This window comes from Bradyrhizobium sp. RDM12, assembly GCF_051917485.1.
Lineage (GTDB): Bacteria > Pseudomonadota > Alphaproteobacteria > Rhizobiales > Xanthobacteraceae > Bradyrhizobium.
On record NZ_CM133064.1, the window covers coordinates 2,145,882 to 2,167,889 of the forward strand.

Annotated in this window: 21 protein-coding genes; 16 read left to right on the top strand and 5 right to left on the bottom strand. The window is 63.7% G+C overall.

Translation table 11 applies throughout. The features are described from left to right. Positions 1-114: 114 nt before the first annotated feature. The 6 genes from ACTGJ9_RS10220 to lpxK are packed head-to-tail and all read left to right on the top strand — an operon-like array spanning position 115 to position 5,648. Positions 115-1,518, top strand: coding sequence for a TldD/PmbA family protein (locus tag ACTGJ9_RS10220; RefSeq protein ID WP_456676958.1), 1,404 nt, complete (start codon positions 115-117; stop codon positions 1,516-1,518). Then, positions 1,505-2,317: a 3'(2'),5'-bisphosphate nucleotidase CysQ gene (locus ACTGJ9_RS10225; RefSeq protein WP_456676959.1), complete on the top strand. Its 813-nt coding sequence runs from the start codon at positions 1,505-1,507 to the stop codon at positions 2,315-2,317. Before ACTGJ9_RS10220 ends, ACTGJ9_RS10225 begins: the two co-directional genes overlap by 14 nt. A 57-nt stretch (positions 2,318-2,374) precedes the next feature. Next, the gene (locus ACTGJ9_RS10230; RefSeq protein WP_456676960.1) at positions 2,375-2,620 is read left to right on the top strand and encodes a DUF4170 domain-containing protein; all 246 of its coding nucleotides are present in this window, start codon (positions 2,375-2,377) and stop codon (positions 2,618-2,620) included. After that, positions 2,617-3,330, top strand: coding sequence for a lysophospholipid acyltransferase family protein (locus ACTGJ9_RS10235; protein WP_456676961.1), 714 nt, complete (start codon positions 2,617-2,619; stop codon positions 3,328-3,330). Before ACTGJ9_RS10230 ends, ACTGJ9_RS10235 begins: the two co-directional genes overlap by 4 nt. Continuing rightward, complete coding sequence (locus tag ACTGJ9_RS10240; RefSeq protein ID WP_456676962.1) at positions 3,293-4,639, top strand: 3-deoxy-D-manno-octulosonic acid transferase; 1,347 nt, start codon at positions 3,293-3,295, stop codon at positions 4,637-4,639. The genes ACTGJ9_RS10235 and ACTGJ9_RS10240 overlap by 38 nt, the downstream gene beginning before the upstream one ends. Next, positions 4,632-5,648, top strand: coding sequence for a tetraacyldisaccharide 4'-kinase (gene lpxK, locus ACTGJ9_RS10245; RefSeq protein WP_456676963.1), 1,017 nt, complete (start codon positions 4,632-4,634; stop codon positions 5,646-5,648). Before ACTGJ9_RS10240 ends, lpxK begins: the two co-directional genes overlap by 8 nt. 202 nt (positions 5,649-5,850) lie before the next feature. On the opposite strand, the gene ACTGJ9_RS10250 is transcribed toward lpxK, so the two are convergent. Further along, complete coding sequence (locus ACTGJ9_RS10250) at positions 5,851-7,104, bottom strand: IS110 family RNA-guided transposase (protein ID WP_456676042.1); 1,254 nt, start codon at positions 7,102-7,104, stop codon at positions 5,851-5,853. A 377-nt stretch (positions 7,105-7,481) separates the two neighbouring features. Here ACTGJ9_RS10250 and ACTGJ9_RS10255 point away from each other — a divergent pair, with 377 nt between their 5' ends. Then, on the top strand, positions 7,482-7,787 hold the full coding sequence (locus ACTGJ9_RS10255) for a hypothetical protein (protein WP_456676964.1): 306 nt from the start codon (positions 7,482-7,484) through the stop codon (positions 7,785-7,787). Positions 7,788-7,809: 22 nt separating this feature from the next. Here ACTGJ9_RS10255 and ACTGJ9_RS10260 read toward each other — a convergent pair whose 3' ends face one another. Continuing rightward, positions 7,810-8,031, bottom strand: coding sequence for a DUF2093 domain-containing protein (locus ACTGJ9_RS10260; protein WP_456676965.1), 222 nt, complete (start codon positions 8,029-8,031; stop codon positions 7,810-7,812). Positions 8,032-8,215: 184 nt separating this feature from the next. Between ACTGJ9_RS10260 and ACTGJ9_RS10265 the strand changes: the two genes are divergently transcribed. Together ACTGJ9_RS10265 and ACTGJ9_RS10270 are read left to right on the top strand one after the other, a co-directional pair. After that, positions 8,216-9,046: a dienelactone hydrolase family protein gene (locus tag ACTGJ9_RS10265; RefSeq protein WP_456676966.1), complete on the top strand. Its 831-nt coding sequence runs from the start codon at positions 8,216-8,218 to the stop codon at positions 9,044-9,046. Between the two features lie 163 nt (positions 9,047-9,209). After that, positions 9,210-9,359 (top strand): hypothetical protein, encoded by a 150-nt coding sequence (locus tag ACTGJ9_RS10270; protein WP_456676967.1) that lies wholly within the window; start codon positions 9,210-9,212, stop codon positions 9,357-9,359. 550 nt (positions 9,360-9,909) lie between these two features. Here the strand turns inward: ACTGJ9_RS10270 and ACTGJ9_RS10275 are convergent. Beyond that, positions 9,910-11,073: an IS110 family RNA-guided transposase gene (locus ACTGJ9_RS10275; protein ID WP_456675946.1), complete on the bottom strand. Its 1,164-nt coding sequence runs from the start codon at positions 11,071-11,073 to the stop codon at positions 9,910-9,912. 577 nt (positions 11,074-11,650) lie between these two features. Here ACTGJ9_RS10275 and ltrA point away from each other — a divergent pair. Continuing rightward, complete coding sequence (gene ltrA, locus ACTGJ9_RS10280; RefSeq protein ID WP_456673659.1) at positions 11,651-13,027, top strand: group II intron reverse transcriptase/maturase; 1,377 nt, start codon at positions 11,651-11,653, stop codon at positions 13,025-13,027. A gap of 176 nt (positions 13,028-13,203) precedes the next feature. Here ltrA and xseA read toward each other — a convergent pair whose 3' ends face one another. Continuing rightward, complete coding sequence (gene xseA / locus ACTGJ9_RS10285; protein WP_456676968.1) at positions 13,204-14,844, bottom strand: exodeoxyribonuclease VII large subunit; 1,641 nt, start codon at positions 14,842-14,844, stop codon at positions 13,204-13,206. Between the two features lie 118 nt (positions 14,845-14,962). Between xseA and ACTGJ9_RS10290 the strand changes: the two genes are divergently transcribed. The 6 genes from ACTGJ9_RS10290 (at position 14,963) to ACTGJ9_RS10315 (ending at position 20,856) form a co-directional block, all read left to right on the top strand. Beyond that, positions 14,963-15,973, top strand: a complete 1,011-nt coding sequence (locus ACTGJ9_RS10290; protein ID WP_456676969.1) for an alpha/beta hydrolase — start codon at positions 14,963-14,965, stop codon at positions 15,971-15,973. Continuing rightward, positions 15,970-16,524 (top strand): hypothetical protein, encoded by a 555-nt coding sequence (locus tag ACTGJ9_RS10295; RefSeq protein ID WP_456676970.1) that lies wholly within the window; start codon positions 15,970-15,972, stop codon positions 16,522-16,524. Before ACTGJ9_RS10290 ends, ACTGJ9_RS10295 begins: the two co-directional genes overlap by 4 nt. A 4-nt stretch (positions 16,525-16,528) precedes the next feature. Further along, a complete protein-coding gene (locus ACTGJ9_RS10300) occupies positions 16,529-16,828 on the top strand; it encodes a winged helix-turn-helix domain-containing protein (RefSeq protein ID WP_456676971.1) in 300 nt (99 codons plus the stop codon). A 223-nt stretch (positions 16,829-17,051) separates the two neighbouring features. Continuing rightward, complete coding sequence (locus ACTGJ9_RS10305; RefSeq protein ID WP_456675789.1) at positions 17,052-18,650, top strand: IS1182 family transposase; 1,599 nt, start codon at positions 17,052-17,054, stop codon at positions 18,648-18,650. A 287-nt stretch (positions 18,651-18,937) separates the two neighbouring features. Next, complete coding sequence (locus ACTGJ9_RS10310) at positions 18,938-19,177, top strand: hypothetical protein (RefSeq protein WP_456676972.1); 240 nt, start codon at positions 18,938-18,940, stop codon at positions 19,175-19,177. 815 nt (positions 19,178-19,992) lie between these two features. Then, positions 19,993-20,856 (top strand): hypothetical protein, encoded by an 864-nt coding sequence (locus ACTGJ9_RS10315; protein WP_456676973.1) that lies wholly within the window; start codon positions 19,993-19,995, stop codon positions 20,854-20,856. A 127-nt stretch (positions 20,857-20,983) separates the two neighbouring features. On the opposite strand, the gene ACTGJ9_RS10320 is transcribed toward ACTGJ9_RS10315, so the two are convergent. Further along, on the bottom strand, positions 20,984-21,841 hold the full coding sequence (locus tag ACTGJ9_RS10320; RefSeq protein ID WP_456676974.1) for a DUF3800 domain-containing protein: 858 nt from the start codon (positions 21,839-21,841) through the stop codon (positions 20,984-20,986). Between the last annotated feature and the right edge of the window lie 167 nt (positions 21,842-22,008).

Below are 22,008 nucleotides of genomic sequence, written 5' to 3' on the forward strand. Positions count from 1 at the left end.
GAATCCGAGCCTTCGGTAGGCTTAAAATACTTGAAGTCCGCACCATTTGGGCACATCTGGTGTTCAGGGCCCCGATCGCCCCGAAACCTCCCGCGCCCCAACAGGATTTCGTTTGTGAACCCTTCACCAAGCTCGACGCTTTCGCCCCAGGATTCGTCCAAGGCCAATCGCGCCCTGTTCGATCAGTCCGCGTTGTCGGATCTCGCTCAGCGTCTGGTCGAGGCGGCGAAGCGCGCCGGCGCGGATGCGGCCGATGCGGTCGCGGTGCGCGGCATCTCGCAAGGGGTCGAGGTGCGCGACGGGCGCGTCGAGGAGTCCGAGCGGTCCGAGGGCGACGATGTCGGCCTGCGCGTTCTGGTCGGCCAGCGCCAGGCCGTGGTCTCGACCAATGACGCCAGCGGCGATGCCGTGACCAGGCTTGCGGAACGCGCGGTCGCGATGGCCAGGGTCGCGCCTTCGGACAAATATGTCGGCCTCGCCGATCCCGCGCTGCTCGCGCGCGACTTCCCCGATCTCGATCTGCTCGATCCCGATGTGCCCGCGACATCAGAGCTCGAGCGCCGGGCGCTTGAAGCCGAGGCCGCTGCGCTTGCCGTCAAGGGCGTCTCGAAATCCGGCGGCGCCTCGGCCTCCGCCGGCATGGGCGGCATGGTGCTCGTCACCTCGACCGGTTTCCACGGCTCATACCTGCGTTCCAGCCAGGGCATCTCGGCGACCGCGATCGTCGGCGAAGGCACCGGCATGGAGCGCGACTACGACTTCACCTCGGCGCCGCACGGTGCCGATCTGCTGTCGCCCGAAATCGTCGGCCGCTCCGCCGGCGAGCGCACCGTGGCGCGCTACAATCCGCGCAAGGTCGAGACCTGCAAGGTGCCCGTCGTGTTCGATCCGCGCGTCGCGGGCTCGCTGGTCGGCCATGTCGTCGGCGCCATCAACGGCGCCTCGATCGCGCGCAAGACCAGCTTCCTCAAGGACAAACTCGGTCAGCAGCTGTTTGCGAAAAACATCCGCATCATTGACGATCCCCTGCGCAAGCGCGGCCTGCGCTCGCAGACGTTTGACGCTGAGGGCGTCGCCGTGAAGAGGACCGCGCTGATCGACGAGGGCGTGCTCACGACCTGGCTGCTCGATTGCGCCACCGCGCGCGAGCTCGGCCTCACCACCACCGGCCACGCCCATCGCGGCGTGTCGTCCTCCCCGTCGCCCGGACCGTACAATTTGCATCTCGAGCCCGGCACGCCGACGCCGGCAGAGCTGATCTCGGACATCAAGCAGGGCTTTTACGTCACCGATCTGATCGGCTCCGGCGTCAACGGCGTCACCGGCGATTACAGCCGCGGCGCCTCCGGCTTCTGGATCGAGAACGGCGAGCTCACCTATCCCGTGAGCGAGGTGACGATCGCGGGCCATCTGTTCGAGATCTTCAAGTCGATGCAGCCGGCCAATAATCTCGAGTTCCGCTACGGCATCAATGCGCCGACGGTGCGCATCGAAGGACTGACGCTTGGCGGACGCTGACAGTCGCGACGCGACGATCCTGACGCGCGACGCGGTGCTGCTGCAAGACACCGTGCGGGAGGCGGGAGGGCTCGCGCAGTCGATGTTCCGCACCGAGCTGAAGAAGTGGACCAAGGGCGCGTCCTCGCCGGTCTCGGAAGCCGACATCGCCGTCAACGACCTGCTCGAAGCGCGCCTGCGCGGCGCCACGCCGGACTATGGCTGGCTGTCGGAGGAGAGCGCCGACGATTCCACGCGGCTGTCGCGGCGGCTGACCTGGGTGGTCGATCCCATCGACGGCACCCGCAACTATCTCAATGGCCATGACGAATGGTGCGTCAGCGTCGCGCTGGTCGAAGATGCCTTCCCCGTGCTGGCCGCGGTGTTCGCGCCGACCTGCAACGAGTTCTTTTTCGCCGCCCGCGGCCGGGGCACGATCCTCAACGGCAAGCCGGCCCGGGCGACGGGAGGGACCGCGCTCGACTTCGCCCGGGTCGCCGGCCCGAAGCCGATGGTCGAGCGGATCAATACAAGCGGCGGCGACATCAAGCTGCATCCGCGAATCGGCTCGCTGGCGCTGCGGCTCTGCCGGGTCGCCAGTGGCGGGCTGGACGCGGCCTTTGCGGGGGGCAACAGCCATGATTGGGACCTTGCGGCGGCCGATTTGATCGTGCAGGAAGCGGATGGTAGGATGAGCGACCTCTCCGGAGATCCCATCCTCTATAATCGTCGGGAAGTGACGCACGGGGTGCTGGTGGCAGCGGGACGCGATCGTCATGCGAGCATTGTCGCGCATTTTCGAGATCGTCCCTTGCCCTGAGCGCCTCCGTTATGCTTTTCGAACACTGCTTTGCCGGGCAGCCCGTTAGGAGAACCCATGTCTGATAATGCCCCGCAACAACTGCTCCATCTCGTCATCGGCGGTGAGCTGCTCGACCTCGAGCACAACACCTTCAAGAATCTCGACGACGTCGAGATCGTCGGCCTTTATCCGAACTATGCGTCCGCCCACGCCGCCTGGCGCGCCAAGGCGCAGAGCACGGTCGACAACGCGCAGATGCGCTATTTCATCGTTCATCTCCACCGGCTGCTCGATCCGAATCAAGAAACGAAGGCACGTTGAAAAAACTGCTTCGCAATACGCTGCGAAGCAGCTGGTTTCAGCGTGCCGTCGGGGTCCTGGCGGCCGAATATCTGCGCCTGGTCTGGCGGACCAACAAGTTCACGTTCGATCCGCCCGACGTCTATGACATCGTCGAGCCGCAGATCCCGGCGATCTTCGCATTCTGGCACGGCCAACATTTCCTCACCCCTTTCATCAAGACCAAGGATTCCTACCGGGCCAAGGTGCTGATCTCCCGGCATCGGGATGGCGAGTTTAACGCGATCGCCGTCGAGCGGCTCGGCATCGGCCTGATCCGGGGTTCCGGAGATCACGGCGGCGCTTTCCACCGCAAAGGCGGCGTCGGCGCCTTCAGGGAAATGGTGTACACGCTTCAGGACGGTTGTAATGTCGCGCTGACCGCCGATGTCCCCAAGCGCTCGCGCGTGGCGGGGCTCGGCATTATCATGCTGGCTCGCGAATCGGGGCGCCCGATCATGCCTTTCGCAATGGCGACCAGCCGCTTCATCCGGCTCAAGAACTGGGACCGCACCACCATCAACCTGCCGTTCGGGCGGGGCGCTCTGGTCGGCATCAAGGAAATCCACGTGCCGCCGGATGCCGATGCCGCCACCATGGAAGCGCTGCGGCAGGAGCTGGAAGACACGCTCAACGAAGCGACCCGCCGCGCCTATGCGCAGCTCGGCCGCCCGGGACCCGCAGATGGCTAATGCGCTGCCCAAGTCCCTGCCGATGACGCTGCGGATGTATCGGCGCCTGGCCACGGGCCTGGTGCCGCTCGCGCCTGCGCTGATCAAGCGGCGGCTGAAGCAGGGCAAGGAAGATCCCGCGCGCGTCGGCGAACGGCGGGGGCTCAGCCGCGACGTGCGCCCGCATGGTCCCCTGGTCTGGATCCACGGTGCCAGCGTCGGCGAGGTGCTGGCCGCGGCCGCGCTGATCGAGCGCTTGCGCGACCTCAATTTGCGCATCCTGCTCACCTCGGGCACGGTCACCTCGGCCGCCGTCGTGGCAAAGCGTTTTCCGCCCGACGTCATCCATCAATACGTGCCGTATGATTCCCCGCGCTACGTCGCGCGCTTCCTCGACCATTGGAAGCCGTCGCTGGCACTGTTCATCGAATCCGACCTGTGGCCGAACCTGATTTTGGCTGGCGCGGCGCGCCGGGTGCCGATGGTGCTGATCAACGGGCGGATGTCGCCGCGCTCCTTCCCGCGCTGGCGGCGGATGTACGGCACCATCTCGGCGCTGCTGTCGCGGTTCGACATTTGTCTCGCGCAATCCAGGGTCGATGCCGAACGTTTCTCCGCGCTCGGCAGCCGGGACATCGTCACCACGGGCAATCTCAAGCTCGATGTCCCGGCGCCGCCGGCCGATCCCGCAAAGCTCGAACGGCTGATGACGATGACGCGGGGGCGTCCGATCGTCGTCGCAGCCTCGACCCATCCGGGCGAGGACGAGATGCTGGTTGCGGCGCATCGCAACCTCGTCGGTTTCTTCCCGCAGCTTCTGACCGTCATCGTGCCGCGGCATCCCGATCGGGGCTCGTCGATATCAGGCCTGATCACGGCATCCGGCCTGAAGCCGGCCTTGCGCTCGCGCGAGGAGCTGCCGACGGCTGCGACCGACGTCTATGTCGCCGATACCATGGGCGAACTCGGCCTGTTCTACCGTCTCTCGCCGATCGTGTTCATGGGTGGATCGCTGATCCGCCATGGCGGCCAGAATCCGATCGAGGCGATCAAGCTCGGTGCGGCCATCGTCCACGGTCCGCACGTCTTCAACTTTGCCGATGTCTATGAAGCGCTCGACGGCCGCGGCGGCGCGCGCCAGGCCGACACGCAGGAGGCGCTGGTCAAGCAGCTCGGCCTGCTGCTGGCCGATCCGGCCGTACGCGACAAGATGCAGCAGGCAGGTCACGGCGTGGTCGAGCAACTCGGCGGCGCGCTGGAGCGCACCATGACCGCGCTCGAACCGTATCTGATGCAGTTGCGGATCGAGATGGGAGCCGCCAATGCGTGAGCCGGCCTTCTGGTACCGGCCGCGTTCCCCGAAGTCGCATCTCCTCAGCCCATTGGGCGCGCTCTATGGCGCCATCACTGCGCGCCGCATGGCGCGCCGGGGATTTGATGCCGGCATCCCCGTGATCTGCGTCGGCAATTATCATGTCGGCGGCGCCGGCAAGACGCCGACCGTGCTGGCGCTGACCAAGCTGCTGCGCGAGCTCGGCGAGACACCGGTGGTGCTCAGTCGCGGCTATGGCGGACACTTGCACGGCCCGGTGATGGTCGATCGCGAACGTCATACCGCCGCCGATATCGGCGACGAGCCGCTGATGATGGTGCGCGACGTCCCCGTCGCCGTCGCACGCGACCGCCTCGACGGCGTCGCGCTGGCCAAATCACAAGGCGCCACCGTGATCCTGATGGACGACGGTTTCCAGAATCCACAATTGTTGAAGGACGCCGCGCTGATCGTGATCGACAGCGAGCGCGGCCTCGGCAATGGCAAGGTCTTTCCTGCAGGCCCGTTGCGCGCGCCGCTGAGGGCGCAGCTTTCGCGCACCGATGTGCTGGTGCTGATCGGCGACGGCCATGCCGCGGACGATGTTGCATCGGAGATCTCCGCGCGCGGCAAGCCGGTACTGCGCGCGCGCCTGAAGCCGGATGCGGCCGGGGTCGCGCAACTGTTCGGCAAGCGGGTTTTGGCTTTTGCCGGGATCGGCGATCCCGAGCGCTTCTTCCGCAGCTTGCGCGCCAGCGGCATCGAGGTCGCACGCACGCGTCCCTTCGCCGATCACCACATGTTTTCGCGAGAGGAGCTCTTAGCGCTGGCAGCCGACGCCCGGCGCGAGCAGCTCATCCTGGTGACGACGGAAAAGGATCTCGCGCGCCTGCGCGGCCGCGAGCGCGTGCCCGATGGCATCGTGCCGTTCGCGGTCCAGCTCGAGTTCGACGATCTCGCCACGCTCCGCCGCGTCATCAGCGACCATCTCTACAAGGCCCGCGAGCGGCGCTTCAGCAGGCGATGATCTCGTAGGACCTCCTACCGTCCGTCAAGGGGAAGTGTCCTTGCTGAACCCAGCATAGCGCCGTGCTCGACGCAGTCCAGGACGCTGCGCGCCGGCTTTGCCGGTGCCTTCGGCATCCTGGACATCGTCTGCGCGCGACGCTTGGCGATCGTCAGGTCGGGACGAAGGAATGGTCCGCGCCCGGCCGAACAAAGGAATGAGATTACGCTGTCGCGGTGATGTTTTCGCTGTTGTAGTCCGCATCGTAAGGGGTCTGCCGCCTGAGTGTCGTGCAGAGGGCAAAGAGCAAACGATCCCCGACGCTGCGCAGGGCGCGCGCGTGGCCATGTCCCCGCGCCCGCAAGGCATCATACCGTTTCCGGGTGGCCGCATCGTGTTGCATGGCGACACGAGACCAGTGATGGACCGCGCTCTGCAGCCGCCTGTTGCAGGCGAGGCGACGGACCACGAAGCGCTGCTTGCCGCTTTGCCGCGTCACCGGGGCAGCTCCTGCCAAAGCGCGCAGAGCATGGTAATCTCGTCTGCGCAGGGGCTCTGCGGCCTCGGCGAGCAGTGTGGCGAGATTGATCCTGCCGATACCTGGCCAGGAGCGTAGGATCGTCACGTCGCACTGCGCCGGGCTCTGCCCCGAGGCGCTCTCCTCTGCTTCGAGCTCGGCACAGAGACGGTCCAGGCTCTGATGAGCCTCCTTGATCTGCCGATTGACCAGATGCAGGCGCGCCGCCAGGCTGCGGATGTGGGCGCAGGCGGCCTCGGTCGTGCCCGACGCCACGAACAGCGGGGTCTCACGCAAGATCTTGAGCGCCGCCGCCGCATCGAAACGGCGGATACGATATGCACTCAGGATGCGCGCGATGGCCTTCTCGCTGGCCTTGGCCGCCCTGTCCGGGGTCGGCACCTTCTGCCAAAGGGCCAGGAACCATTCGTCGGCGACATCGTCGGTCAACTTGGTGGCTTGGGGATAATAGCGCCACAACTGCTGGCGAAGACGGTTGGCGAGACGCGTGCGCTCCTGCTGCAGTTCGTCGGCCAAGCGCGACCACTCACGCAACTCGATCATCGTGGGATCATCAACCACAAGCCGGCGGAAGGCCGCGCGATCCGTGCGCAGCGAGCCTGCGAGCACATGGGCATCGCGGCGGTCGTCCTTGGCACCAGCTGCCGTGAAACGATCACGGAAGCGGTCGAGCTGCTTGGGATTGATGGCAAACACCGCAAACCCGTGTTCGAGCAACATCTCCACCACCGGGCCGTGCGGCATCTCGATCGCCACGGCGATCTGTCCCGGTGCGGCCTTGGTCTTCTCAAGCAGCCAGTCACGCAGCTCCGTCAGCCCAGCGCCGTCATGGGCGAACTCGCGCCGAGCAACCTGTCTTCCTTCGGCATCCAGCAGGCAAACGCTATGGCTCTGCGTTGCCCAATCGATCCCGGCGAACCAGTGTGCATCTTCGATCATTTTGGGACCTCCTTGCTCTCAAAAGCGGGCCACCGCGATCTCGATCAATCCCTGTACTGGCGCTCTCGGCGCAAACCTCCTACTGGATATCGACCGCGGCCGCTCCGCCGGGGCGCGGCTCCTACGTCGGTGTTCAAGACACAAGTGGGCAAGGCTGCTCCCGGCGGATCGGCCCGCACTCCCAGTCTACACCGTTAGACTGGCTGCGAACCCCAAAAGGGTACAGGGTGGGCAAAGCGCAGCGTGCCCACCATCTATGTTCGTATCCGGAGTGAGGTGGTGGGCACGCTGCGCTTTGCCCACCCCACGGCAATTCGCCATTCACGCGGCATTCATCGCAAAACCTCTATCGATCCCGCGCGATCCCGGAGAATGCGATGAAACTGCCCGTCGCGGCCATTGCCGCCAGCCTTGCGTGTCTGATCGTTGCGCCCCTGTTTGCACAGACGACGCCGGCTCCCGCTGCTCCAACCACGGTGCCGGTTCCCGCGACCAAGCGCGTGACCTGTCTCGCAACGACGCAAAATCTCAAGGGGCAGGACAAGCGCGACCAGATGCAGCTCTGCATGGCGCAGGCGCGGCTCGATTGTCTGAAACAGGCGATCGATCAGAAGGTGGTCGGCGAAGCGCGGAAGAGTGCGATCAAGACTTGCGTGGGCACGGATGGTCCCGAGCAGCAATAGCCGTCCGGGTGAGGCCTCGCGATCACGGCTTCGGCGCGCCCGGAAAATGCCGCTGCAGTACGGCCGTGGGCGTGGCGTAGGCTTCCTGCAGGTCCACGCTCCAGTATTTCAATTCGTCGAGCGGGATCCGTGTGTCGGTGATGGCACAGCGCACGAACGTTCCCGGCGAGATCACGCGGAAATCGCCGTCGAGATATTGCACCTGCGCCTCGCCATGGCCCGAGGGGCCGAACTTGTTCAGCACGGTCGAAAGTCTCCGTGGATGGGCCCTGTTTGGAAAACCTTGCGGGGCATGATGTGTTGGACCGGATCTAGCATAAATAGGGTGGCTTGTCCGCCCGTTAAACCCACCGGTTTGTGATGTTTTGCCGCCGTTTACGCATGTTAGTGCTGGAGGCCGTGCGGCACCTCTCCTGCGACAGAGTCCGATGCGCCTTCCACTGACCGCCCTGTTCCTGACGTTTCTGATATCCGCCGTGCACGCTGCGCCGGCGCCTGTACCTGCGCAGGTCGAGATTCCGCTGTCCTCAGGCGTTCTGCATGCTCAGCTCTTCAAGCCCGAAGGCGAGGGGCCGTTTCCGACCGTGATCGCGCTGCATGGCTGCGGCGGGCTTGGCAGCCGTTCCGATTCCGTCCAGCCGCGTTATCGCGACTGGGCCGAACGCCTGCTCAGGGCGGGCAATGCGGTGCTGCTGCCCGACAGCTACGGCTCGCGCGAGCTTGGGCCGCAATGCCGCGTCAAGGAGGCGCACGTCAAGGCGCGGCGCGAGCGCGTCACCGACATCGCGGCATCGCGCGCCTGGCTGATGAAGCAGAACTGGGTGGCGCGTAACCGTGTCAGCCTGATCGGCTGGGCCAATGGCGCCAGCGCGCTGCTCTGGGCGGTGCGTCCGCAGAGCGTGGCGCGCGATGCGGGACCGGATTTCCGTGCCGCGATCGCGTTCTATCCTGATTGCCGGATCTCCGCCGGTCTCGGCTGGAGCACGCGGGTGCCGACGCTGGTGCTGATTGGCGCCAATGACGACGTCTCGTCGCCGCCCGCCTGCCGCCAGATGGTGGATGGCGCGCACGGCCGCAGCGCGCTCGCGCGCATCGTGGTCTATCCCGGCGCCTATCACGATTTCGACCGCGCCAACACGCCGCTGCACGCGGTCGCCAGCAGCACCGATGCCGCGGTGCCCGAGCACGGTCATCTCGGCACCGATTCCGAGGCGCGTGCGGACTCGCAGAAGGAAGTCGCGGAGTGGCTGGCGCGATAAGCGGGGCCGCCCGAGGAACAAGGTGAGGCGGACGGCCCCGCATCGACCACCGCCCTGCACGGACTAAGATGGCCGACCGGGAAACTACGGTTCGTGCATCATCCCGGTTTCAGCCGATGTCGGTGCCTTAGTTCGACCATGATGTCGGCTAAACGCATCTCTCATGCGCAATCGCTTCGTCCTCTTCTCCTCCGCACTGGTGATCTTCACCGTCGTGATCTTCCTGTTCGAAGCCCACGCCGGCTCGCCCCAGCTCGCCCCGCAACATTGCGGCTTCTGGACCACGATGGACGCAGGCTTATCCTGCCGGTAGGCGGGTGGGACTGCACACCGCCCCCACATCGTCATTGCGAGCGCAGCGAAGCAATCCAGAATCTTTCCGCGGAGGGGCTCTGGATTGCTCACATGGGGATTAGGTGTGTCAAGGCGGTTGTTCAGCTCTTTGTTCGATTGCAGGCCAGCTCTTCGTCCCGACCGCGGGATGTTTCGGATGGCGCGCGGAGATCGCGTCAAGGTCGGCTCGTTAGAGCCGCCGCGCAGCGGCTTGACCTTGACGTGATCGAGCACGCCATCAGGCTTGTGTGGTCGGGAGGCCGCGGGCGAACTCCTCCTTATGGTTCAGCGATCTCAGGGTCGAGCCGGTTTTGACAATCTGGTTTTGCGTGCCAGATCAAACTCACATCCGGTCGTCGCGCGGTAGCGACTGCACCAACATTCCGCTTGCGGCGGGCAGGCTCGAGAGGACGGGACCATTCTTCGTTGCGGCGTTTGAAGCCATGCAATCCATCGGTTCGTCCACCCCGGATCGGCCGAGGCTGATCGTTCCTCGGCTGATTGGTTTTAAGGCTGCGGGAAGCGTTGCATCAGGCGACGGTCTTCATCACGGCTCCCTCGATCACGACGCCGGCGGTCACGTACTTCCACAAGGCCACGAGCAGCTTGCGGGCCAGCGCCACGATCGTGCGCTTGCGGCCGCGCTGGCTGTTGGCCTTGAACCACTGGGTCAGCGCCGATTGAGGCTGGTGGCGTATCCACAACCAGGCGAGCTGGATCATCGTGGTCCTCAGCCGCGGATTGCCGGCCTTCGACACCCCTTGTTCGCGCTCGATGCCGCCGCTCCGCCATGGCGTGGCCGCAAGACCGGCATAGGACGCAACCTGACGGCGGTTGGCGAATTGCCGCCAGAACGCCTCCGTCCAGAGAACGGCCGCGAAGTTCGGGCCCATGCTCTTCAGGGCGAGCAGCATCGTGACGGGATCCGCCTTCTCCCCGGCTGGCTTGCTCACGACCAGCAACGCCTCCTGCTCGCGCTCCACCGCCGCGATCTGGTCGAGCAGCAGTTCGAGACGATCGAGCTCGCGGCTGATCTGGGCCTTCAGATGCGCCGGCAGCATGCGCCCATCTCCGGTCCGCAAGGCTTCGAGCCGTGCCCGTCGATCGCGCCGCAGCGGCACGTCGCCGAATATCCCTTGCGCGAACAGAACGCCCTTGATCCGGTTCACATGCTCGATCCGCTCGGCGATCAATGTCCGCCGCTCGCGGCAAAGCCTGCGGCGGTCCTCCGCTTCCGGAGAGGGCGCCACCACCATCGCGCAGACCCGCGGCTCGCCGCGCTTATAGGCCAGAAGCGCCCGCAACAGCGTCTCGCCATCGAGCCGATCCGTCTTGGCCCGCCTGCGCCGGCGCGGCGTCGCAATCGAGGCCGGATCGACCACGTGGCTCTCGATGCCTTCCTGCTGCAAGGCGCGGTGCAGCCAGAACCCGTCCAGCCCCGCCTCCTGGATCGTGATGATCGGATAGCTCTCACCCGTTCGCGCCTGTGCCTTGCGCTTCAGCTCCGCAAACAGCTTCAAGAGTTCCGCAAGATCGCCGGCCTCCACGCTGCGCTTCGACATCTTCTCGCCCTTGCCGGGCGACAGCGAGGTCACCAGCCATGTCGAGCGGCTCAGTTCCAATGACACGAAAATTGCGCCAAACTGCGTGCGGATAGCGGCCAGTCCGTCGGAAGGATGATCGAGCAACATCATTGTCTCCAGGTTGAGTGTTTCAGCAACCTCAGTCTGGCCTCAGACTTGGCTGCTATCCACTCCCCATGGAATCTTCGCTGCGCTCGCAATGACGAGGTTGGGGCTGCGCGCATTCCCATAACCGGTGTCGTCGCCCGGCTTGACCGGGCGATCCAGTAGTGTGCCGAGTATGAACGACAGCTTGGAGGTGGAAGTCCTCTATCCAGCCTGATGACGGCGAAGGATTAGCAAAGCGCAAGGGCGTCATCGCGAGGTGGGGTCTGAAGACAGCGTGGAGCAAAGCCGCGGCCCGATGAACAAACACCGGATAACGAGGTCTACCCGACCGGACGAGCGAGCTACTGATCGCGAAGTCCATAGTCATCAAGGGCCGGGGTGGTAGATCCGGCGGGCGTGCGGCGAAGGCGGTCGATCTTACCTCGGGAGGTCTGCACGGTGTCCCGGCAACGGGACTGAGGTCGCCGCAAGGCGGCCTGACCGCAGTGCAGAAGTCAGCAGAGGGCATAGTAGGCGGCGGCGCGCCGCCGAAGGCCTGAACGGTGGAAGAGGCCAGTAGAGCGGCGATCTCGTGCGAGCCATGCGGCAGAAGAATCAGGTCGAGCTGAACTTGGGCACCGGGGCGGAGGGTGAAGCCCGAAGCGCTGCCGCCCGAGAGCCTGAAGCCTGCCCGGCGGAAGCCTGTCTCGAACGCCCGGCGGTCGCGGGACCGTCGATGGAAGACGTTGTCGGGCGTGAGAACCTGAAGGCAGCGTTGGCGCGAGTGAAGCGCAATAAGGGTGCGGCAGGCGTTGACGGGATGACCGTCGGCGAACTGCCGGCCTATCTGAAGGAGCACTGGCTCACGATCCGCGTCCAGTTGCTTGACGGCACCTACAAACCGCAGCCGGTGCGGCGGGCGGAGATACCGAAGGCGTCGGGTGGCCTGCGGCCGCTCGGCATTCCGACGGTGCTCGACCGCTTCATTCAGCAGGCGGTGATGCAGGTGCTGCAGGCGGATTGGGACGGAACGTTCTCCGAGACGAGCTTCGGCTTTCGGCCGGGCCGCTCGGCGCATCAGGCGGTGGAACGAGCGCAGGCGTATATTGCGTCCGGGCACACTGTCGTCGTGGACATCGACCTGGAGAAGTTCTTCGACCGGGTCAACCACGACATCCTGATGGGGCTCATTGCCAAACGGGTTGCTGACAAGCGTCTCCTGAAGCTCATCCGCAGCTTCTTGAATGCGGGTGTGCTGGAGGGAGGATTGGTCAGTTCGACGGAAGAGGGCACGCCGCAAGGTGGACCGCTCTCGCCGCTGTTGTCGAACCTGATGCTGGATGTGCTGGACAAGGAGCTGGAGAAGCGCGGCCATCGCTTCGTGCGCTACGCCGACGACTGCAACATCTATGTGCGCAGTCAGAAGGCGGGTGAGCGGGTGCTGGCGGGCATCGAACGTTTCCTCGAAAAGCGCCTCAAGCTGAAGGTCAACAGGGCCAAGAGTGCGGTGGCCAAGCCGAGCATCCGCAAGTTCCTGGGCTTCAGCTTTACCCGCGAGCCGCTGCCACGACGGCGCATTGCGCCGCAGGCGATCGCCCGCTTCAAGGCGAGAGTTCGGGAGCTGACGCGACGCACGTGTGGCCAAAGCCTTGCGCAGACTGTCAAGGAGCTGTCACGCTATCTGATCGGATGGCGTGGCTACTTTGGCTTCTGCCAGACGCCGTCGGTGATGCGCGCACTTGACGAATGGATCAGGCGGCGGTTGCGCGCCATCGCCTGGAAGCAGTGGAAGCGTGGACCGGCTCGCTTCGCCGAGCTGCGACGCCGCGGCGTCGGCCGGGTTCTGGCGGCAAAGACCGCCGGCAGCCCACGTGGCCCTTGGCGGCTCAGCAACAGCCCCGCGCTCAACATTGCCGTGCCAAAAGCTCTCTTCGGTTCGCTCGGTCTGGCTTCCATCGCGGCACAGCGGCCCGCATAGTCCATCGAACCGCCGTATACGAGACCCGTACGTACGGTGGTGTGGGAGGGGAGGAGTCGCGAGACTCCCCTATCCCGATCTCCGAAACGTTAGTGATTGACCGAGAAGCCGCGGCGTACTGGATTCCCCGCTTTCGCGGGGAATGACGGCGGGGGTGGGGCGACGCCATCGCACCTCTAGAACAAACTGCCCTGATCCACCGGCTTGCCGACGCGCTTCGGCGCTGGCTTCGTGTCTTGCGCCGCGGGCTTCGGCTGCGCCGGGGCGCGCTTGGCTACAGGCGGCGGCCGATCCGCATCCGCCGTCGCGTTCACGCGCCCATCCGCAAACTCGATCGCGATCCGCGCATTCGGTCCGACGCTATTCGCCGAATGCAGCGGATGCCCGGCGTCGTCGCGCACCAGCGCGAAACCACGGGCGAGCACACCGCGATAGGACAGCGCGGAGAGCAGCTTGCCGCTGTTCTCGACGCGGGCATCGAGCCGCTGCAGCAAGGTGACCAGCGCGCGGTTGGCGCGCTCGGCGAGGCGATGGGTGCGCTCGCGCTGGCGGACAATCGCGTTGCGCTGGGCCTGCGCGTTGGAGAGTTTTGAGGCGCGCAGGCGCACTTCAAGCCCGGCGAAGCGGTCGCGGCGGCGCCGCAGCAGCGAGCGCGCGGACAGGCCGAGCCGTTCGCCGCACACGGTGAGACGGTGCCCGGCCTGCGAGATCTGGCCGTGCAGCACCCGCAGCGTCAGCTTCGAGCTTGCCGCCGTAAACCTGCGGAAATGCGCATGCGTGTTGGCCTTCAATCCGCGGGGCAGGGAGGCACCCGCTGAATCCAGCCGCTGCCGCGGGATCGCGAGCAGATCGCCTGCAGCAGGCAGCGAGCGCGCGGCGGCGCGCAATTCGCTGCGGCGGCTCTCGTGGCCGCGCTGCCAACAGGCACGCGTGCGCCGCGCGAGATCGGCGACCTCGACGAACAAGTCGCTGCGCACCGGCACGGCCATTTCGGCGGCGGCCGTCGGCGTCGGCGCGCGCTTGTCGGCGACGAAATCGATCAGCGTGATGTCGGTCTCGTGGCCGACCGCGGAGATCAGCGGGATCATGCTCTCGGCGGCTGCGCGGACCACGATCTCCTCGTTGAAGGACCAGAGATCCTCCAGCGAGCCGCCGCCGCGCGCGACGATGAGAACGTCGGGCCGCGGAATCTTGCCGCCCTCCGGCAGCGCATTGAAGCCGCGGATCGCGGCCGCAACCTGCTCGGCCGAGCCTTCGCCCTGAACTTTCACCGGCCACACCAGCACATGGCGCGGAAAGCGGTCCTCGAGCCGGTGCAGGATGTCCCGGATCACGGCGCCGGTCGGCGAGGTCACGACGCCGATCACGTCGGGCAGCCACGGCAGCAACTGCTTGCGCGCTTCGTCGAACAGGCCCTCGGCGGCGAGCTTCTTCTTGCGCTCCTCCATCAGCGCCATCAGCGCGCCGATGCCGGCCGGCTCCAGCGCCTCGATGACGATCTGGTACTTCGAGGAGCCCGGATAGGTCGTGAGCTTGCCGGTGGCGATGACCTCGAGCCCTTCCTGGGGCTTGAAGCGCATCCGGCCGTGCACGCCCTTCCAGATCACCGCCTCGATCTTGGCGCTCTCGTCCTTGAGCGCGAAATAGCAGTGACCCGAGGAATGGGCGCCACGAAACCCCGAGATTTCGCCGCGGACCCGGACATGGCCATAGGTGTCCTCCACCGTCCGCTTCAGGGACTGGGAGAGCTCGGAAACGGTGAATTCGGGCGTATTGAGCAGAGGTTCCGCAGGCGGCATCGGCAAACGATTCGGCATTTTGGGGTCGATCTCGACGTTAAGGATTTTCGCCGGCCAGCGCCAATCCGGTTCTTGAGCGCAAGAGAACTCTGTGCTACAGAGTTATCTATGAAGGTCTTATAAGGGAGTTTGAACCATGGCGATGCGGTTGCTGCGAGGTGCCCTGGGCTTGCTGAAATGGGGTCTGTGCGCGGTCGGTGCAGTGGCCCTGATCTTCATCGCTTTGATCGCCACTCCGTTGGAGCGGCCCGCGGAGCTGCGTTCCGTCTCCGACTCCCGCAAGGGCGTCGACTTCTCGACCCTGCCGGCGCTCGAGCGTTTCCAGGCCCGCGACGGCACCTGGCTCGGCTACCGCCACTACGCGGCGGGCGGCGCCGCGACCGGCCGCGGCGCGATCTTCATCCACGGTTCGTCCGGCTCCTCCGGCACGGTCAATCACGCGCTGACCGCGGCATTCGCCGCGCACGGCGTCGAGAGCTGGGCGCTCGACACGCGCGGCCACGGCGCCTCGGGCACGCGGGGCGACATCGGCTATGTCGGCCAGCTCGAGGACGACCTCGTCGACTTCGTCGCCCATGTCCGCAAGAGCGCGCCGGATCTGCCGCTCACTTTGGTCGGCCATTCCGCCGGCGGCGGCTTCTCGCTGCGCGTCGCCGCAACCCCGATCGTGCAGGATCTGTTCGTCCGCACCGTGCTGGTCGCGCCCTATCTCGGCTATGACGCGCCGACCAACAAGCCGCACTCCGGCGGCTGGGCCAATGCCGACACTCCTCGCTTCCTCGGGCTCGCCGCGCTGCGCAAGCTCGGCATCGACTGCTGCGCGCAGCTTCCGGTGCTCGCCTTCGCGGTGCCGCCGAATTCGGAACGGATTTTGACCCCGACCTATTCCGAGCGCCTGATGCGCAATTTCGCCACGCGCGGCTATCGGCTCGATCTGCCTGATGTGACGCATCCGATGACGATCTTTGGCGGTGCCGAGGATGAGATGATGATCTCGGAAAAATATGCCGAGACCGTGCAGGCCATAAAACCGTCCGTCGACGTCAAGCTGATCGAGGGCGTCAACCACATGGGCATGGTCACCCAACCGAAGGCGGTCAATGCGATTGCCGAGGACGTGGCAACGCGGGGAGCAGGGCAGTCATGATCGACAGCAAGCAGGCCTCGCAGGCGCTGGCCGAGATCGACGACATCGTCCAGCGCGTGCGGCAGTCGCGCATCTACGATCTCGCCAGCCAGATGATGATCATGTGGGGCGTGCTGGTGTTCGCCGCCAATATCGCGACCTGGCTCTGGCCGCGTGAAGCCTATTACTATTGGCTCGCGGTCTACGTCCTCGGCATCGCCGGCTCGTTCGCGATCAGCTCGGCGAACCAGACCGCGACGGGCGTTCGCGGCTTCGACCTGCGGATGCTGATCGCCTTCCTGATGTTCGTCGCCTTCGGCTTCCTCTGCGCGCACGTGCTCGGTCATTTCACGCCACGACAGCAGGGCACGTTCTGGACCATCTATTTCATGCTGTTCTATGCGCTGGCCGGGCTGTGGTTCGGCACTGCCTTCGTCGTGATCGCACTCATGATCACCGCGCTGACACTGGTCGGGTACTTCTTCGTCACCGGTGATGCCTTCCTGCCGTGGATGGCCGTCGTCAACGGCGCCGGCCTGATCATCGGCGGCCTCTGGATGCGACGGAGCTAGCGCCATGGCCGAGCTCGACGACATCATCCACCAGCCGCTGCGCCTCAAGATCATGGCGGCGCTCAACGCACTGCCCGTGTCCGCCGGCCTGGAGTTCTCGCGCTTGAAGAAGCTCACCGGCGCCACCGACGGCAATCTCGGCGCGCATATCGAGACGCTGGCCAAGGCCGGCTACGTCTCGGTGGAGAAGGCGTTCGTCGGGAAGAAGCCGCAGACCACGGTGACCGCAACTGCGGCGGGCCGCGGCGCGTTCGCGCGGCATGTTGCGACGCTGCAGGAGATCATTGCAGGGAAACAGATCTAGCGCTGCACTGTTGCGCCAACGCGCGCCTCTGTCATTCCGGGGCGTCGCGAAGCGACGGGCCCGGAATCCATTCATCCACCGACGCTGTGGCTCGATGGATTCCGGGCTCGCGCTACGCGCGCCCCGGAATGACGGGGAGGGAGGTACCAGTTCGTAGGATGGGTTGAGCCCTTGAGACTGGGCAAGAATCTAGCCGTTTGTGCAGAGGAGTGTACGATTCGGTATGACGAATCGTATGTTCAAGACCGGGGTAAGCCGGGATCAGGCGAGCTTTCTTCCGCCGAGAGTGGAAGATTACGTGGCTGGCGACAACCCTGTTCGCGCCATCGATGCTTTTGTCGCAGCGCTGGACCTTAAACGGCTTGGCTTCGGCCATGCTGGGTCAGGCGGCGGGGCAGGACAACCTGCTTACGATCCCGCCGACCTGCTGAAGCTCTATCTTTATGGCTACATCAACAGAATCCGCTCCTCGCGCGCTCTTGAACGCGAGGCCGGGCGCAACCTCGAACTTATCTGGCTGATGAAGCACCTGGCGCCCGGCTATCGTACCATTGCCAATTTCCGCCGGGACAACTGGAAGGCGCTCAAGGCGGCGAACCGGGAGTTCGTGCTGCTGATGCGTGAACTCGACCTTCTGGGTGGTGAGGTGGTGGCGATCGACGGGGCGTTTTTTGATGGCAACGCCAGCAAGGCGAGCATCAAGACGCAACGCCGACTTGCCAAGCGGCTGGCGGAGATCGAACAGGAGATTGAAGCCTATGGTGCCGCGCTGGAGGCCAACGACAGCGTGGAGGCGGAACGTCCGCCGGCGGGGCCAGATGGTGGCGGGGGCGAAGGCGGCGGGGACGTCGCGCAGAAGGTGGCGACCTTGATGGCCAAGCGCACAGCCCTGAAGGTGGATTTGGCGCGGCTGGAAGAGAGTGGTCAGACGCAGTTGTCGCGAACCGATGCGGATGCCCGCTTGCTGGCAAAGAACGGCCAGGTGGTGGCGGGCTACAACGTTCAGATCGCCGTCGACGACAAGCACAAGCTGATCGTGGCGAGCGAGGTCGTCAACGACGGCAACGACACCGGCCAGCTTTACGATATAGCCAAAGCCGCGAAGGAGGAGCTTGGCGTCGAGACGCTCACGGCGCTGGCCGATACCGGTTATTACAACGGCCACACGCTGAAGGACTGCGAGGAGAACGGGATCGTGGCCTACGTTCCGCAAGCCAGGCGGACCGCGCGGCTCGAAGCGCAAGATCGCATCAGCCATGAAGAGTTCGCCTATGACACCGAAGCCAATGTCTATCGCTGTCCCGCCGGCAGGCTCCTGAGCCCGACGGACGGCCGCAAGACCAACGGCAAACGGATCGAGATCCGGTATGTCAGCCGCAAATCCGACTGCGACGCCTGCGCGCTACGCTCACGCTGCCTCTCTGCCAAGACGCCGACGCGCACCGTTTACCGCTGGGAGCATGAGGCGGTGCTCGAGCGGCATCGTGCGCGGATGCAGGACGCCGACGCCCAGATGCGACGCCGGGCAGAACTCGCCGAACATCCCTTCGGTACCCTGAAATGCCGGGCGGGCTATCGCCACTTCCTCGTTCGCGGCTTCGACAAGGTGCGCGGCGAATGGAGCCTGATGGCACTCTGCTACAACTTCTCCCGCGTGCTGAACATCCTCGGCAGCGACAGTTTCATGGCTTATCTGGCCAACCGCCATCCATATTGGGCGTTCTTGCTGCTCAAAGCCGTCTCGGCCATCGTCAACCGCCTACAAGCCAGCATGCCGCTCTCCCAAGGCAAAGTGCGCCTGACCTTCGCCATAGCCACATAATCAGCGCGCAATACAATTCTTGCCCAGTCTCCCTTGCGAAACCCATCGCTTTCCTATTCCCGCCCTTCGTCATCGCGGCTGTCATCCGATTGTAAGTGACGACAAATCGCGGATGGCGCCCGGTCGGCCACTTTACGGATGCTTCGAGAAACACATGTGATGGGTTTCGCAAGGGCTCAACCCATCCTACGGGCTCCGCAGGACGCTGTTCGAACAGCAATTATTCTGGTATGAAAGCGAATACTTTTCGATTGTCTATTTTTCGAAATCAATTTTGAGGGCGGCTTATGTTTGTGACCATTGTCGCAGTGCTTTGCCATATGGCATCGACCGATTGCATCGAAGAGATCGTCACCAGCTCTGTACTGGACAGCGCCGTGACCTTTCAGAGTTGCGCCATCGGAGGCCAAGCGAGCTTGGCCAAATGGAAGGAAGATCACCCGGTCTACCGTTCCGAAACTTGGCATGTTCAGCGCTACAAGTGCGTGCCGGGGGATTACAAGATGATTGCTCAACATAAAATCTAGGTTTGCTGCAGATCGCGGTGCAGGTTGCTGTGCCCTCGCCCCTTGTGGGAGAGGGCATCTCCGCCGGTAGACACGGGCTCACTCGGGTGAGGGGTCTGTTTCCGCGAGCACTTGTGCGTGTGGATGGAAACCCTCATCCGGCGCTTCGCGCGAGAAAAACCCTCTCGATACCAGCGCCGACCGTGACGCCGTTTTACTCCAGTGGGGGAAGTCGCCGCGCATGGGGTCTAGCTTTGCGGACCAGCGCATTCGTAATGCGCAAGCCGCAACCCCGCTACTAGCCTGGACGGCCACGGAAGGTGGAGTAGAAAACCGCTGATCAGGCCAACCACTTGAACGATCATCCACTTTCCGCAGTGATGGTCTGCCAAAGTCTCTTCCCGTCATGTTGTCGCGCTATCGCGCGGGGCTTTGACCGCGCGCTCAGATACTTATCGGTATAGTATTTTGAGTGGCCTACATCAGCGGTTCTTTTGCAAGAGCGCTGATGACCTTACGTCCTGCTTAAGGCCTTACAATCGCTCAGGATCTTTCTTGAGCGCCGAATAATCTTGGCACAACGAGCCGACGCTGAGCCAATGGCGACATCGGTTCGGATCGTCTGAGCCAAGTCGCACGGAGCAATGTGGTGGACCAATTTCAACGACTCGAAATACACTTTCTCGGAGCAGTTATCCGGGCCGACGGCGTGGTCGGCATAGCCGCGGCGGTTGTGATTATCACCATCATTCTATTGATGTACTTGCAAGCTGAGGGGCTGTGACCGGACAATGGCGCTAACTCTCACGCAACTAATAGATTCTTACCGAAGTGATTTGGACTCGCCTTTCCAAAAACTTCGCTATCAAGTGCGCATCAAGCAGGGCCGCTCGTTTGATCGCATAATTGAGAAATACGGCCGCCATCAGCTCCGAGACATTAAGACGCCAACGCTGATTTACTGGTACAAAGTTTCGGGTGCTGGCGGTAGGACTGCCGCTGCGAATGAAATGATCGCGCGGCTTCGCGCTTTATTTAAATTTGGCTTTACGCTGCTCGAAGATCCAGAATGCAAGCGTCTTGCGGAAATACTTCGCGAGAGCCGGTTTGGCACTCAGGGACCGCGCCTCGTGCAACTAACTGCCGAGCACGTCCGAGCAATCCGTCGCACGGCTCGCGAACACTTTGGTTGGTATTCGATAGCTCTCGTCCAAGCGTTTCAATTCGAATTGAGGCTTAGCCAAAAGGATGTAATCGGTGAGTGGGTTCCTATCGGCGAGCGGGGAAGCTCCGATTTCGAAATCCATGGTCGAAAGTGGCTTCGTGGCCTGCGTTGGTCCGACATCGACAAGAATTTGATCTTGCGACACACGACAGGATCAAGCGGCCGCCCGATTGAAGTCGATCTGAAGAAGGCTCCGATGGTGTTGGAGGAGGTCAAGGCAATTGGGCTCGACGTTTTGGCCCTCCCAACGTCCGGCCCAATCATCATAAACGATGTTACCGGCTTACCTTGGTCCACGACTGAATTCCGCAGAAAGTGGAGACTGGTGGCTAAGAAAGCTGGGGTACCTGATGTGGTTAAGAACAGGGACAGCGTTCCAACCGGGACAATAGTGGGCGGACCGGATCAGGCTCCAGTGTCGCAGCGGATAGCGCTTGCGCGCATTGGTCAAAGTTTGAGGAGGGGCCGTCGCTAGAAGGGCAGATCTGGGGATGTGTCCTTGCTCCTCAAATGATTAGGGCGTGCCTGATGCGTAAAGAACATCGCCAACCGGCTTCGATCTACGCAATGGCTGGCGCGCTGCTCACGGAGTGCTTCATGCGTCATGGCCAGAACCTATAGCCGTAGACCTCGAAGATCTGCCTTTGCTTGGTGTCCAGCTTCGCTTTCCACGTGGGCGTTGGCTGAAGGGCCACGCCATAGCCCATGGATGACCCGCTCTCCGTTGCCATAATTGGCTTCAGCAGCCTTGCAAATTCGTTATTCCACTTCGTCGGCGGAAGCGTATCCACAGCTTGATAGAAAGCGCTCGTTACAACGTCCGCAAGCTGCGCGCCTGGACTTGCTGAGTGCGATACTGGTTGGGCAAGCCGCCAATCCAAAACTTCCCACATAATTCGCCGCTTCCTAACGACGAGAGCCCCGGCTCTTGCCTGCACCTTCAGAAGCTCATGATAGGCCGCTGTTTGAGCGTAAGAATGAATACTGCGTTCGCTGTATAGGACCTTCACAAAACGGTCCTTTGCGTGCTCTTTGGCTGCATGCTGATAGCAGAAGTCAGTTACCCGTTCCAAAAGTAGGCGCAGGCAATAGTTGTAGAACCATTGCTGGGCTCCAGCGCGCTCGGCTCGCTCATTTCGGTGACCACGCATGTTCTTCTTGTTCGACGCAAGAACAAAGCCACGCAAAGGGAGCTGAGCGATCTCGCCCAAAGCAATCCGTTTCTGAGAAACGGACAAGTGCCTGTAGTGAAGGTCGGCGCGGTTGCTCTCAGCCTTTGACAAGATCGCTCGAACCCAGTTGTCCACTTCGGACTCGTGCTTAGCTTTGATTAGCACTGCGCCAAGGCAAAGCCATTCCGTCGCGCCCACATCGTCAATCGTGCGTACCTTCTTCAGTCCGGCGTCGCCCGCCTCATCAATGTAAGCGACGTAGTACGGCTCTGGGATTTGAGTCGCCATGGTGCGCAACTATGGCGTGCTCGGAAATGCTGGATCAATCCGTGTGGACCCGGTGGAGCGCTGTTATAAATAGGCGAGCCGCGGAAAGCCCTTAGGGACACCAGAGGGACGCCAACGATGTAAGCCATTGAAGTATCAGACAGTATATGAGCCGCCTTCTCCCACAA

Coding starts and splice junctions, on each gene's coding strand:
- ACTGJ9_RS10265 (WP_456676966.1), top strand. CDS start 8,216: ATGCGCCTTCCACTGACCGCCCTGTTCCTGACGTTTCTGATATCCGCC.
- ACTGJ9_RS10290 (WP_456676969.1), top strand. CDS start 14,963: ATGGCGATGCGGTTGCTGCGAGGTGCCCTGGGCTTGCTGAAATGGGGT.
- ACTGJ9_RS10255 (WP_456676964.1), top strand. CDS start 7,482: ATGAAACTGCCCGTCGCGGCCATTGCCGCCAGCCTTGCGTGTCTGATC.
- ACTGJ9_RS10320 (WP_456676974.1), bottom strand. CDS start 21,841: ATGGCGACTCAAATCCCAGAGCCGTACTACGTCGCTTACATTGATGAG.
- ACTGJ9_RS10310 (WP_456676972.1), top strand. CDS start 18,938: ATGTTTGTGACCATTGTCGCAGTGCTTTGCCATATGGCATCGACCGAT.
- ACTGJ9_RS10305 (WP_456675789.1), top strand. CDS start 17,052: ATGACGAATCGTATGTTCAAGACCGGGGTAAGCCGGGATCAGGCGAGC.
- ACTGJ9_RS10300 (WP_456676971.1), top strand. CDS start 16,529: ATGGCCGAGCTCGACGACATCATCCACCAGCCGCTGCGCCTCAAGATC.
- ACTGJ9_RS10240 (WP_456676962.1), top strand. CDS start 3,293: ATGCGCAGCTCGGCCGCCCGGGACCCGCAGATGGCTAATGCGCTGCCC.
- xseA (WP_456676968.1), bottom strand. CDS start 14,844: ATGCCGAATCGTTTGCCGATGCCGCCTGCGGAACCTCTGCTCAATACG.
- ACTGJ9_RS10230 (WP_456676960.1), top strand. CDS start 2,375: ATGTCTGATAATGCCCCGCAACAACTGCTCCATCTCGTCATCGGCGGT.
- lpxK (WP_456676963.1), top strand. CDS start 4,632: ATGCGTGAGCCGGCCTTCTGGTACCGGCCGCGTTCCCCGAAGTCGCAT.
- ltrA (WP_456673659.1), top strand. CDS start 11,651: ATGCGGCAGAAGAATCAGGTCGAGCTGAACTTGGGCACCGGGGCGGAG.
- ACTGJ9_RS10295 (WP_456676970.1), top strand. CDS start 15,970: ATGATCGACAGCAAGCAGGCCTCGCAGGCGCTGGCCGAGATCGACGAC.
- ACTGJ9_RS10270 (WP_456676967.1), top strand. CDS start 9,210: ATGCGCAATCGCTTCGTCCTCTTCTCCTCCGCACTGGTGATCTTCACC.
- ACTGJ9_RS10250 (WP_456676042.1), bottom strand. CDS start 7,104: ATGATCGAAGATGCACACTGGTTCGCCGGGATCGATTGGGCAACGCAG.
- ACTGJ9_RS10275 (WP_456675946.1), bottom strand. CDS start 11,073: ATGATGTTGCTCGATCATCCTTCCGACGGACTGGCCGCTATCCGCACG.